The organism is Streptomyces sp. NPDC098789, from assembly GCF_044759975.1.
GTDB lineage: Bacteria > Actinomycetota > Actinomycetes > Streptomycetales > Streptomycetaceae > Streptomyces.
This window is the reverse complement of the sequence record NZ_JBIWAJ010000002.1, coordinates 97,496-109,727: the sequence shown is the minus strand read 5'-3', so window position 1 is coordinate 109,727 and position 12,232 is coordinate 97,496. Positions and strand designations below refer to the sequence as shown.

The window sequence follows — 12,232 nt, the reverse complement described above, 5'->3', positions numbered from 1 at the left end:
CCATGAACCCTGCGGACCTGGGCCTGCCGGTGGACGTGCCGTCGACAGCGCTCTTCACGGACCATTACGAGCTGACGATGCTGCAGGCCGCCCTGGCCAACGGCACCGCCGACCGACGCTCGGTCTTCGAGGTCTTCACCCGGCGGCTGCCGGAAGGCCGGCGCTACGGAGTGCTGGCCGGAACGGGCCGGGTGCTGGACGCGGTGGAGAACTTCCGCTTCGACGCCGCCGTGCTGGAATTCCTGCGCGAGCGGGCCGTCGTCGACATGCGGACGCTGGACTGGCTGGCCTCGTACCGCTTCTCCGGCGACATCTGGGGCTACCCGGAGGGCGAGGTCTACTTCCCCGGCTCCCCGGTGCTGCGCGTCGAGGGCAGTTTCGCCGAGTGCGTGCTGCTGGAGACCGTGATCCTCTCGATCCTCAACCACGACTCGGCGATCGCCGCGGCCGCCTCCCGGATGTCCTCGGCGGCGGGCGGGCGGCCACTGATCGAGATGGGCGCGCGGCGCACGCACGAGCTGGCCGCGGTGGCCGCGGCGCGGGCCGCGTACGTCGGCGGCTTCGCCTCCACCTCGGACCTGGCGGCGGGCTTCCGGTACGGGATCCCCACGGTGGGCACCAGCGCGCACGCCTTCACCCTGGTGCACGACAGCGAGCGGGCCGCCTTCGAGGCCCAGGTGGCCTCGCTGGGCGGCTCGACCACGCTCCTGGTGGACACGTACGACGTCGCCGAGGCGGTACGGACGGCCGTCGAGGTGGCGGGGACCGGGCTCGGCGCGGTCCGCATCGACTCCGGTGACCTGCTGCTCGTCGCGCACCGGGTGCGCCAGCAGTTGGACGAGCTGGGGGCCACCGGCACCCGCATCGTGGTCACCTCCGACCTGGACGAGTACGCGATCGCCTCGCTGGCCGCGGCGCCCGTGGACGCGTACGGGGTGGGCACGCAGCTGGTCACCGGCAGCGGGCACCCGACGTGCTCGATGGTCTACAAGCTGGTCGCCCGGGCCACCTCCGCCGACCCGAAGGCGGCCTTGCACCCGGTGGCGAAGAAGTCCTCCGGCGGCAAGACCTCGGTGGGCGGCCGCAAGTGGGCGGCCCGGCGGCGGGACGCCGACGGGGTGGCCGAGGCGGAGGTCGTGGGCACCGGAGCCGTGCCGTCCGGGCTGGCCGGGGAGCAGCTGCTGGTGCAGCTGGTCAAGGGCGGCGAGGTGGTCGCGCGGGAGCCGCTGGAGGCGGCGCGCGACCGCCACCGCGCGGCGCTGGCGGCCCTCCCCCTCTCCGCGACCCAGCTCTCCCGCGGCGAGGCCGTGATCCCGACCGAGTACGCCTGACCCTCCCGGGGGGGGCGGCGCTGGTCCAGCCTGGCCGGCGCTGCTGAGCCCGGTCCGGCCTGGCCGGCCCCCCTTTTCAGCCCCGCCGGCGTTTGAGGCGCCGCCGGAGGCACCCCGCACCCGCGGACAGGACACGGGTCCGACCCCACGGCCCCCGGCCACCGGCCGTCCCGCCCTCCGGGGGCGCCTCAAACGCCGGCGGGGCTGAAATGGCGCTCGGCCCACCGGCGAAGCTGAAGTGGGGCCGGGCGCGCCGGACCGGACCAGCCCCGCCGGCGAGGCTGAAGGGGGGCCGGGGGCGCGCCCTCGGGTTCGGGGTGGGGGGAGCGGGGAAGAGGGCCAGCGGAGGGCCGGGCGGCCGGAAGCAGGGGCACAGACGTCACACCGAGCGAAGGACACGCGAACATGCACCGCGCACTGATCGTCGTCGACGTACAGAACGACTTCTGCGAAGGCGGCAGCCTCGCGGTCACCGGGGGCGCCGACGTGGCCGCCTCCATCACGGAGCTGATCGGCCAGGCCACCCCCGGCTACCGGCACGTCGTCGCCACCCGCGACCACCACATCGACCCCGGCGCGCACTTCGCCCGCCCCCCGGCCGAGCCGGACTACGAGACCTCCTGGCCGGTGCACTGCGTGGCCGGGACCGAGGGCGTCGGGTTCCACCCGAACTTCGCCCCCGCCGTCGCCTCGGGCGCCGTCTCGGCCGTCTTCGACAAGGGCGCCTACGACGCCGCGTACAGCGGTTTCGAGGGCGCCGACGAGAACGGCGTCACGCTCGCGGACTGGCTGCGCGCCCGGGAGGTCACCGAGGTCGACGTGGTCGGCATCGCCACGGACCACTGCGTCCGGGCGACCGCCCTGGACGCCGTCCGCGCGGGCTTCGACACCCGCGTGCTGCTCGACCTCACGGCGGGAGTGGCCCCCCACAGCACGGAGCGGGCCCTGGAGGAGCTCAGGACGGCCGGAGTGAAGCTCTCCGGCTCCCCGCACGTGACCGGCGCGTAGAACGCCCCGCAGGGCCCGTACGCCCCGCACACCCCCCACGCCCCGCCCGCACTCCGTCCAGCCCCGCGGGGCCCCGCACAGCGGACCCACAGGTTTTGCCCAGGCTTTGCCCAGGTCGACCTCAGGCGCCCGGCAGCAGGGCCCTGATCGGGTGCCACAGCTCCGCGACCCGGTCGGGGGCGCCGCGCCACAGCAGGCCGTCCGGGTGGTGCAGGACCGCCGTCACCTCGTCGGGTGTCGGCGGTTGCGCGTTCCCGCGCAGGTACACGGCCCGCATCCCGAGGTTCCGCAGCCTGGTCAGGGCGCGGGCCCGGTTCACGGCGTGCACCAGCACGCGGACATTTCCGCCCTCACCGGACGGTCTGGGCAGCGTGAGCGCGACCACCACGCTGCCGCCGGGCAATCGGACGAAACCTCCACCGGGCATGCTTGTCATCTCCCCCGTCAATAAGAAACTCGCACGGGCATCTAAACGCGAACGGCCGCCGCCCGCTAGGGGGCGACGGCCGATCATGCTCTGACCTGCGGTGATGCGAATTACTTGGTGGAGGGACCGACCTCGACCGTCATCTGGAGACCGTCGTAGGGCTCCTTCACGATCTTGATCTTGGTGTTGGTGTCAGTGACCTTCACCGAACCGGTCGGGTTCTCGTCGTAGTAGTACGTGCCCTTGTGGTCGTCGAAGACCAGGTTGGCGGGCTTCGGCTTCAGGAAGAGCGCCTGGCCGTTCTTGTGCAGGGTGAAGGCATCCGTCGAGTACGCGCTGAAGGTGGCGTCGTACGGCTGGATCTTGTTCCGCAGCAGGGTGCCGTCGGCCCACTTCATGGGCTTGGCGTTGGCGTCGATCGGAAGGATCAGACCCTGGCCCGGGTGCTGGCTGGTGTTGTTGTCCTTCTGGGAGGTGTCCCACTGCCAGATGAGCAGGCCGTCCTGGTACGGGTAGTGCTCGACCCAGCCCGGCTTGGTGTCGGCCCAGCCGAAGTTGTACGGGCCCACCTTGAGGGTGGAGTCGTACGAGACGTAGCGGCGGTTCTCCGCCAGGTAGTACTGCGCGTACTCCTTGGTGAAGCTGGCGCCGATGCGGGAGAAGCCCTTGCCCGTCCAGCCGTTGTCGCCGTTCTCGGCGCCGTCGGTGAAGAGGGCCTGGCCGTCCGCGGTCACGGTGATGGCGTCGGCGGTGAAGCCCTTGCCGCCCGCGCCGCCGTCCGTCTGGTAGCGGAAGCGGATGTCGAACTTCTTGCCCGCGTAGGCGTCGAGCGGGTACTTCAGGTCCTGCCAGGCGCCGGAGACGTCCGTCAGGGCCGGGTTGCCGCCCGCGTCGAGCGGGATGGCCTTGCCGTTCGCGGTGCCGGCGAGGGCGGTCCAGTTGGCGCCGCCGTCGGTGGAGGCCTCCGCGTAGAGGAAGTCGTAGTCCTTCTCGATGTCCCACCAGCCCTTGAGGGACAGGGCCGCGGAGGACTTGCCGGTCAGGTCGACCGGGCGCGAGAGGGTGTTCTTGAGGTCGTCACCCATGTTGCTCCACCACTGGCTGGCGCCTTCGGCGGGAGCGACGATCTCCGTCTTGACCTGCTTCGCGGGCAGGTCGACGATCAGGGCCTGCTTGTCCTTGGTGTTGTACTCCGCGACGCCCAGCTTGTGGGTGGACTTCGTCCCGGCCTTGGCCTTGTCGTAGTTCAGCCAGCCCAGCTGGAACTTGTCCCAGGCGTTCATGTCGCCCGGGAGGTCGCCTATGGAGTCCTTGCCGTTGCCGAGCCAGGAGCCCGCCGACATCAGGGACCAGAAGCCGACCGAGTTCTCGCCGCCGCCGGAGGTGTCGTACAGGTCCGGGAGGCCGAGGTCGTGGCCGTACTCGTGCGCGAAGACGCCGAGGCCGCCGTTCTCGGGCTGCATCGTGTAGTCGCCGACCCAGATGCCGGTGTTGCCGATCTGGGTGCCGCCGGCCTTGTTGTTCGCCGGGCCGGTCTTGCCCGCGTCGGTGCCGTAGGCGTACCAACGGTGCGCCCACAGGGCGTTGGTGCCCTGCACGCCGCCGCCGGCCGACTCGTCCTCGCCCGCGTGGACGATCTGGAAGTGGTCGATGTAGCCGTCGGGCTCGTTGAAGTTGCCGTCGCCGTCGAAGTCGTTGCGGTCCCACTGGTCGTACTGGGACAGCTGCGCCTTGATCTCGGCGTCGGTCTTGCCCGCCTTCTTCTGGGCGTCGGCCCAGGCGGTGACGCCGTCGCGGACGGTGTCCCACACGTTGGCGCAGTTGGTCTGACCGCAGTAGTTCGAGCCGTAACGGGCCTCGTTGTACGGGATCTTGACCCAGTCCTGGACCTGGCCCTCGACCGAGTAGCGACCCGAAGAGGTCTTCTCGTAGTAGGTCTTCAGCGAGTTCTTGCCCTGGCCGGTACCGAAGTACAGGTCCTGGAAGTAGTCGCGGCTGAAGTCCTTGCGCCAGGCGGTGCTGTTGTTCGTCTTGCGGTCGGGCTGCGCGATCTGGTTGTGCGCCGGGCCGGGGGTGCCGCCGTACTTCTGCACCGGGGGCTTCGGGCCGTCGGGGCCGTCCGGGTCGAACATGGTGGTGCTGTCCACCTGGTCGCCGAAGTCGACGAGGATCGTGAAGATCTTGTCGGTCTTCTCGCGGCCCAGCTCGACGTACTTCTTGTCGTCGAGCTTGACGACCTTCGACGCGCCACGCTGCTCGACGTTGGTCTTGCCCGACAGCACCTGCTCCAGGGCGGCCTTGCGGGCCTGCTCCTGCTGCTTGCTGTACGGACCGTCGAGGTTGTGGTTGACCGAGTTGGCCGGAGCCGTCGGGTCCTGCTGAACGGCGGCCGCCACGGGCGCGGGGGCCACGGGGCCCGACGCGGTCGCGGTGGTGAAGGCTGCGCCGCTGGCGGCGCACGCGGCGATGGTCACGGCGACTGCCGTGGCGCGCAGCGCCCGCCTTCTGGCGGAGTCTGAGTTGCTGGTCACTTGATGTCGTTCCCCTCCCGCGGCCGCCAGGACGTTCGGAACGTCTCCATCGGAGCGGGGGGTTCCGCGCGGCACGCGTCTCAAGTGACGACATTTGACCGGAGTAACGCGAGAAAAGACAGACCTTGACTTGTTCCCTACAACTGCACTATGCGGTCAGGGAGTTCCGTTATTCGGACGTTCCGCAGCCATATGGGACGAACGGCGCTTCCCGCCCGCGCCCGCGCCCCCCATCTCGGGCCAAGGCATGACTCCGTGCGCCCCCCATGCTCCGGGAGACCGGTGCCAACGGGTTAGGACACGCTTACCGTTGGTCAGGCTCGGGCATCCCCCGTCGTAGAGTTCCCTCCCTGCTTGAGGACGGATACCGCCATGCCGCGACCGACCGCCGTACAGCTCACTTCCGGTTCCGTCACCGTCGTCGTGTCGACGATCGCCATGCTGCTGCTCTCGCAGACGAGCACGGGCCTCGGCGTCGCGGTCATCTCAGCCGCGGCCCTCGCCCTCGGCCTGCTCGTCGCCCTCACCGTGCCCATGCCGAAGCGGCGGCGCCGTGGACCCGACACCGCCGTGGACGCGCCGGCGGCCGCCCGGGTACCTGCACCCCGGACGGCCGCCGCCGAACACTCCGTGCACCACTAGGGCGTGTTTCGAAAGTCCCGCCTGGCTCGCGACGCCTGGTACCGCACCTCGCGGCGTTGTCGGAACGCCCGATTACGTCCAGTAGGCGGGCGATCCTCCGCCTTGCGATGCACGGCACCAGACGCCGCGAGCCGCGCCCTTCGGGCGCCCGGCGCCACTTTCGAAACACGCCCTAGGGCACGGCCGACACCTACGTCGCCGAGCTGACCACCACGGTCTTGGCGACCTTGTCGTGCCAAGCCTGCTTGTACGGCTTGTCGATGAGCATCGAGACGACGAGCGCGATCGGCCACAGGCAGAAGCAGCAGAGCAGCGTCGGCAGCCAGAGCACGGCGGCGCGGGACAGCGCGGCGTTGGACGACGGGACGCTGCCGTCGTTCAGCATGGCGACGCGCACGCTCATCGCCCTCTTGCCGATGGTCTGACCGTTCTTCTTGGTCATGAACCAGTCGTAGCCGACGTAGGCGAGGATCCCGATCAGCGTCCAGATCAGACCGCTGCCGCTGTAGGACCTGACGACGACGTCGCTGATGTCGTCGCCCTTGCTGGTGTCGACGACGTAGCGCTTGCTGCTGAAGATCCACTGGAGGAGGTACAGCGGCACGCTGATGATCAGCAGGTCGATGATGCGGGCCGCGAGCCGTTTGCCGAAGTCCGCGAGCGGGGGCATCCCGGCGAGCGGGTCGGGCATGCCGTAGCCGCCTCCACCGCCCCCGCCGTACGGGTCGCCGCCGCCGTAGGGCGGCGGCGGGGGCGGATATCCGCCGCCACCGGGCGGGCTCCCGCCGTAGGGCCCGCCGCCCGGCGGCGGGGTGGGCCCGCCGGGCGGCGGTGAGCCGTACGGCGAGCCGCCCGACGGCGGCGTCGGCTGCTGGGGCTTCTTGAGGAACGGGTCGTCCTCGGGCGACGGGCCCGGCGGCGGCTGGTCGGTGCTCATGGCCCGAGTCGAACCCGGCCGCGCACCCCGCGCAATGCGACCGCGTCCGTTCGGGCGACCCGCCCGGCCGAACGGGCCCTCAGCGGACCACGTACGTCCGCGCCGCCCTGTCGTGCCAGCCCTGCCGGCGCTCCCGGTCGCCCAGGCACCGCAGCGAGCCGGGCAGGCCCAGCAGCGCGAACACCAGCCAACGGCGCAGCGAAGCACCGAAGGACGGCGGTCGCCGGGTCGCGACCGAGAGCACCCTGACCCCGAACAGCTTCTTGCCCAGCGTGCGACCCCACCGCGCGGTCGGCAGCACCTCGCAGAAGACGCCGAAGAGCAGCACGGCACCGAGTACGACGCCCAGGTAGCCGGCGGTGGTCCCGTCGAGCAGCCACACCGTGACGGTGCGCCCGCTCCCCCGGGCCGCCTCCACCTTGGCGTCCAGGTGCGCGGTGACGGCCGGCAGGAGGGGCTGGGCCACGGCCACCGCGACGGCGCCCAGCACCACCGAGTCCACGGCCCGCGCGAGCAGTCGGCGGGCCGGACCGGCGGGGCGCGCGGCCCGCTCGGCCATCCGCTCGAAGACGGCGTGATCGGTGCGCCGGGGGGCACGGACCGCTTCCTCGGCCGGTGCCTGTGCCTGTGCCGGCGCCGCGGCCTCGGCGGCGGGGACGGGGACGGGCGCGGGGGTCGGAACCGGAGCCGGGGCCGGGTCGGGAGCGGGCGCCACGGCGGTGCGGGCGGCGGCCGGGGCGGGCGCGGCCACGGCCGCGGGGGCGCGGCGACTGCCCTGCGGTTCCGGCCAGTCGGGGACCGGGGCGGCGGGCGCCGCGGGCTGGGCGGGCGCGGGCGGCGCCGCCGGTGACCTCGCCGAGAGGATGCCGACCCCGTCGAAGCTCCCGACCGGCGCGGCGGGCGCCGCGGGCTGGGCGGGGGCGGCCGGGGCGCGGCCGATCCGGACCCCGGACGCGGAGGCGCGGACGGCCGCCGGTTCGCGCACCGGCTCCCAGCGCGGCTCCGGGAACGGTGCCGGGAACGGCTCCGGGTGGGATTCCGGTTGTGCCTCGATGAGCGGCTCGGGGCGGCTCCGGCCGAGCGAGACACCACCCGGACGGGATACGGCGTGCGCGTGCTCGGACTCCCCCTGGCCCCAGGAAACCATCTGGTCACGGGGGCCGCCGAAGCCCGCCTGGTGCAACGGGTCGGCCTGCCAGCGCACCGGATCAGGCTCTGGCGCCCGTACCGGCTCCGGCTGCGCGGTGGGTTCCGGTTCGCGACAGGCGGCGGTCAGGGAGGTCTCGTCGAGGAAGACCGGGCCGGTCTCCTCCGCGGGCGCGGGGCGGGCGGGCGCGGGGCGGCTCGTACCGGGAACCCAGGACCCGCCGTTCCAGTACCGGACGTACCCGGGGATGGACGGGTCGGGGTAGTACCCCTCGCGGGCCGCGTGCCCGCCGTCTCCAGGGGAGGCCGTCAATGTCCCCAACTCCGTTCGTGGCGCGAGGCATGTGCAGAGGTGGACCATAGCCAAGAACCGCCGTGCCGCAGGGCGGGTAACGGAAGAGTGCAGCCCTTCGGGCGAACCTCGTCCCATGCGCCTGCTTTCGGTCAGCCGATCGTTTTCGGCCATCCTTCGGAACGTTCGCGGAAGTCGCGTCATAGTCGCGTGCCGGCGCGCTCTCTCCGGGTGCGGGGTCGGACACCGGCCCCGCGCGAGGCGAAGTGAATCGAAGTGAGGCTGCCATGCACTACCCCGTCATCGAGCGCGAGCTGGAACTGCGACTGGTCCTGTCCCCCGAGCGCAGCATCTGCGTGCCCGCCAAGCTGTCCTACCGCGCGGGCGACCCGTACGCGGTCCACATCACCTTCCACACCGGCACCAGCGCGCCGGTCAACTGGACCTTCGCCCGCGAGCTGCTCGTGGAGGGCGTCTTCCGCCCCAGCGGCCACGGCGACGTCCGGATCTGGCCCACCAAGATCGAAGGGCGCAGCGTGCTCTGCATGGCGCTCAGTTCCCCGGACGGGGACGCCCTGCTGGAGGCGCCGGCCGCGGCGGTGTCGGCCTGGCTGGAGCGCACCCTGCGGATGGTGCCGCCCGGGACCGAGGCCGAACGCCTGGGCCTGGACGACGCGCTGGCGGCGCTGCTCGCGCCGACCCCGGCCGATGACCTGTGGCTGCGCGACCCCTGGCCCTCCGACGAGTCCTCGGACGGCGACGTGTGAGCGGGGCCGCCGCACGGAGGCGGGGCCCCGCCCCCGCCTCAGAACAGCTTGCCGGGATTCAGCAGGCCCAGCGGGTCGAAGGCCTGCTTGACCGCGCGCTGCACCTCCATGCCGACCGGCCCCAGTTCGCGGGCCAGCCACTCCTTCTTCAGCACGCCGACCCCGTGTTCGCCGGTGATCGTGCCGCCCAGCGCCAGGCCCAGCGCCATGATCTCGTCGAAGGACCGGCGGGCCCGGGCCGTCTCGTCGGCGTCCGCCGGGTCGAAGCAGACCACGGGGTGGGTGTTGCCGTCGCCCGCGTGCGCGCACACCCCGATGGTGAGGTCGTGCGTCCGGGCGATCGCCGCGGTGCCGTCCAGCATCTCGGCGAGCCGCGAGCGCGGCACGCACACGTCGTCGATCATCGTGGCCGGGCGCAGGGTGTCGAGCGCGGTCAGGGCCATCCTGCGGGCCTGGAGGAGCAGTTCGGACTCGGCCTCGTCGTCGGCGGGCACCACGGCGCCGGCTCCGGCGGCCGTGCACAGCGCGCCGACGGCCGCGAGGTCGGCGGGCGCGTCGGGGGTGTCGAAGGCCGCGAGGAGCAGCGCCTCGGTGGTCTCGGGCAGGCCCATCCTGCCGAGCGCGTTGACGGCGCGGACCGTCGTGCGGTCCATCAGTTCCAGCAGCGAGGGCGTCAGTCCGGCCTCCATGATCGCGCAGACGGCCGCGCAGGCCGCGGCGGCCGAGGGGAACTCGGCGGCGAGCGCGAGCTGGCGCGGCGGCGCGGGGCGCAGCGCGAGGACGGCCTGCACGACGACGCCCAGGGTGCCCTCGGAGCCGACGAAGAGCCGGGTCAGGTCGTAACCGGCGACGCCCTTGGCGGTACGCCGTCCCGTGCGCAGCAGCCGCCCGTCGGCCAGGACCACGTCCAGCCCGAGCACGTACTCGGCGGTGACCCCGTACTTGACGCAGCACAGGCCGCCCGAGGCCGTGCCGATGTTGCCGCCGATCGTGCACTGTTCCCAGCTGGAGGGGTCGGGCGGGTAGTACAGGCCGCGCTCCGCGACGGCCCGCGAGAGCACGGCGTTGACCACGCCCGGTTCCACGACGGCGAGCCGGTCGACCGCGTCGATCTCCAGGATCCGGTCCATGGCGGTCAGCGAGAGCACGATGCAGCCGTCGGAGGCGTTGGCCGCGCCCGACAGGCCCGTGCGGGCGCCCTGCGGGACGACCGGGACCCGTAGTGCCGTCGCGGTGCGCATCACGTGCTGGACCTGTTCGACCGTGCGGGGCAGGACCACGGCGGCCGGGGTGCCGGCCGCGCAGAAGCCCGCCATGTCGCTCGCGTACCCGGAGGTCACCTGGGGGTCGGTGATCACGGCCGCGGCCGGCAACCCCGCGTGCAGGCGTGCCAAGAGATCGTCCATGGTGCCAGCGTGGCACCCGCCGCCATCGGTGTGAACCCGGGCGCGACCCTCTTCGGACACCTCCGCGCGCTCTTCATATTGACGCACAGTGACCCCATGGACGAGGAATCGCGCCCCGCGCCACCCGTGACCTTCACCGGCCGCAAGACGCTCGTGCCGGCCGTCGTCGCCGTGGTCCTGATCGTCGGGGCCCTGGTGATCCGGCCGGTCGAGAACGGCGACGACGCCCGACCGCCCGGGCCCAGCGAGCGGGCCGCCTCCGCGGTCGGCATGGGCGCGCCCGCGGCGGCGGTCGACCTGAGCGCGCTGATCGCCGACCGGGAGAAGTGGGTGGCCGCGCACGCCGACGACGACGGCTCGTGGGCGGTGCTGGGGGCGGCCTACCTGGAGCAGGCGCGGCGCACCGGCGACACGCTGTGGTGTCCCAAGGCGGAGCGGGCCCTGAAGCGTTCGCTGGAGCTGCGGCCCGCGGAGAAGGGCAACTTCGACGCGATGACGGGCATGGGCGCCCTGGCGGTGGCCCGGCGGGACTACGGGACCGCGAAGAAGTGGGGCGAGCTGGTGCGGGCGCAGTCGCCCAAGCGCTGGACGGCGTACCCGGTGCTCGTGGACGCCTACGGCGGGCTGGGCGACTACAAGGCCGCCGAGAAGGCGATGAACGAGCTGCTGGAGCTGCGGCCGGGGCTGGCGGCCTTCACCCGGGCCGCGCAGGTCTACCGGGACCACGGCTGGCGCGAGGACGCGGTGGCCGCGATGGCGAACGCGTCGGGCGCGGCGAAGGCGCCGGTGGAGAAGGCGTACGTACTGGACCGGATGGGCGACCTGTCCTGGGAGCGCGGCGACTCGGGCGAGGCGCTGCGGATGTTCGAGGGCGCGCTGCGCACCGATCCGGGGCAGGCGGAGGCGCTGGGCGGGCGGGCCCGGGCGCTGGCCTCGCTGGGGCGCGCGGGCGAGGCGGTGCGGGACTACCGGATGGCGCTGGGCCGGGCGCCGGTGCCGCGGCTGGCGCTGGAGCTGGGCGAGCTGCTGGAGTCGCTCGGCCGGACGGAGGAGGCGCGCACGCCGTACGAGCTGCTGGGCTCGCTGGCTTCGAAGGGCGTGGCGAACGGGGTCTCGGACGAGGTGACGCTCGGCCTGTACGAGGCGGACCACGGCGATCCGGCGGCGGCGGTGCGGCGGCTGACGGCCGAGTGGGGCCGGCACAAGAACCTGCAGGTGGCGGACGCCCTGGGGTGGGCGCTGCACCGGACCGGGGACGACGCGGCGGCGCTGGAGTACGCGAAGAAGGCGACCGAGCTGGGGCTGCGGAGCGCGGACTTCTCCTACCACCGGGGACAGATCGAGCGGGGCCTGGGCGACGTGGCGGCGGCCCGCCGCCACTTCCAGGACGCGCTGCGGACCAACCCGCGGTTCTCGCCGCTGCGGGGACCGCTGGCGAAGGAGGCGCTGGACGCGGCGGGCCAGCCCGCGTCCGGCGGGCCGGAGAACATGCAGCCGAAGGGGCCGTGGGTGGCTCCGGTGATGCCGAAGCCGGCGGCGAAGGCCTCCCCGTCGCCTTCGCCGTCGGCCCGCTGATCCCGCTGATCCCCCGTCCCGCGCGCGGCGGGGCCGGAGCCGCTCCTGGAGACTCCGGCCCCGCCGTCACTGCGGCTGCGGCTGCGGCTGCGGCTGCGGCTGCGGCTGCGGCTGCGGCTGCGGCTGCGGCTGCGGCTGCGGCTGCGGCTGCGGCTGCGGCTGCGGCTGCG

The 12,232-nt window shown here is 73.1% G+C and carries 10 protein-coding genes; 5 read left to right on the top strand and 5 right to left on the bottom strand.

From position 1 onward, the window contains the following. Window positions 1–2 precede the first annotated feature (2 nt). On the top strand, window positions 3–1,331 hold the full coding sequence (locus ACIQWR_RS04710) for a nicotinate phosphoribosyltransferase (protein WP_404005142.1): 1,329 nt from the start codon (window positions 3–5) through the stop codon (window positions 1,329–1,331). Between the two features lie 405 nt (window positions 1,332–1,736). Further along, window positions 1,737–2,339: a nicotinamidase gene (locus ACIQWR_RS04705; protein WP_404005141.1), complete on the top strand. Its 603-nt coding sequence runs from the start codon at window positions 1,737–1,739 to the stop codon at window positions 2,337–2,339. A 121-nt stretch (window positions 2,340–2,460) separates the two neighbouring features. On the opposite strand, the gene ACIQWR_RS04700 is transcribed toward ACIQWR_RS04705, so the two are convergent. Together ACIQWR_RS04700 and ACIQWR_RS04695 are read right to left on the bottom strand one after the other, a co-directional pair. Beyond that, window positions 2,461–2,766 carry a hypothetical protein gene (locus ACIQWR_RS04700; RefSeq protein ID WP_404005140.1) on the bottom strand — a complete coding sequence of 102 codons (306 nt, stop codon included), beginning with the start codon at window positions 2,764–2,766 and terminating at the stop codon, window positions 2,461–2,463. A gap of 110 nt (window positions 2,767–2,876) precedes the next feature. After that, entirely contained in the window at window positions 2,877–5,177 is a 2,301-nt protein-coding gene (locus ACIQWR_RS04695) for an immune inhibitor A domain-containing protein (protein WP_404005755.1), read from the bottom strand. Between the two features lie 492 nt (window positions 5,178–5,669). Between ACIQWR_RS04695 and ACIQWR_RS04690 the strand changes: the two genes are divergently transcribed. Beyond that, window positions 5,670–5,939, top strand: a complete 270-nt coding sequence (locus ACIQWR_RS04690) for a hypothetical protein (protein WP_385772587.1) — start codon at window positions 5,670–5,672, stop codon at window positions 5,937–5,939. Window positions 5,940–6,129: 190 nt separating this feature from the next. Here ACIQWR_RS04690 and ACIQWR_RS04685 read toward each other — a convergent pair whose 3' ends face one another. Both ACIQWR_RS04685 and ACIQWR_RS04680 read right to left on the bottom strand, forming a co-directional pair. After that, window positions 6,130–6,876: an RDD family protein gene (locus ACIQWR_RS04685; protein ID WP_404005139.1), complete on the bottom strand. Its 747-nt coding sequence runs from the start codon at window positions 6,874–6,876 to the stop codon at window positions 6,130–6,132. A 79-nt stretch (window positions 6,877–6,955) separates the two neighbouring features. After that, window positions 6,956–8,335: an RDD family protein gene (locus ACIQWR_RS04680; protein WP_404005137.1), complete on the bottom strand. Its 1,380-nt coding sequence runs from the start codon at window positions 8,333–8,335 to the stop codon at window positions 6,956–6,958. 266 nt (window positions 8,336–8,601) lie between these two features. Between ACIQWR_RS04680 and ACIQWR_RS04675 the strand changes: the two genes are divergently transcribed. Next, a complete protein-coding gene (locus ACIQWR_RS04675; protein ID WP_404005135.1) occupies window positions 8,602–9,081 on the top strand; it encodes an SsgA family sporulation/cell division regulator in 480 nt (159 codons plus the stop codon). A gap of 38 nt (window positions 9,082–9,119) precedes the next feature. Here the strand turns inward: ACIQWR_RS04675 and ACIQWR_RS04670 are convergent, their stop codons facing one another. Next, window positions 9,120–10,487, bottom strand: coding sequence for an FAD-binding oxidoreductase (locus ACIQWR_RS04670; RefSeq protein ID WP_404005134.1), 1,368 nt, complete (start codon window positions 10,485–10,487; stop codon window positions 9,120–9,122). Window positions 10,488–10,583: 96 nt separating this feature from the next. Between ACIQWR_RS04670 and ACIQWR_RS04665 the strand changes: the two genes are divergently transcribed. Then, window positions 10,584–12,062, top strand: coding sequence for a tetratricopeptide repeat protein (locus ACIQWR_RS04665; protein ID WP_404005133.1), 1,479 nt, complete (start codon window positions 10,584–10,586; stop codon window positions 12,060–12,062). Window positions 12,063–12,232 lie beyond the last annotated feature (170 nt).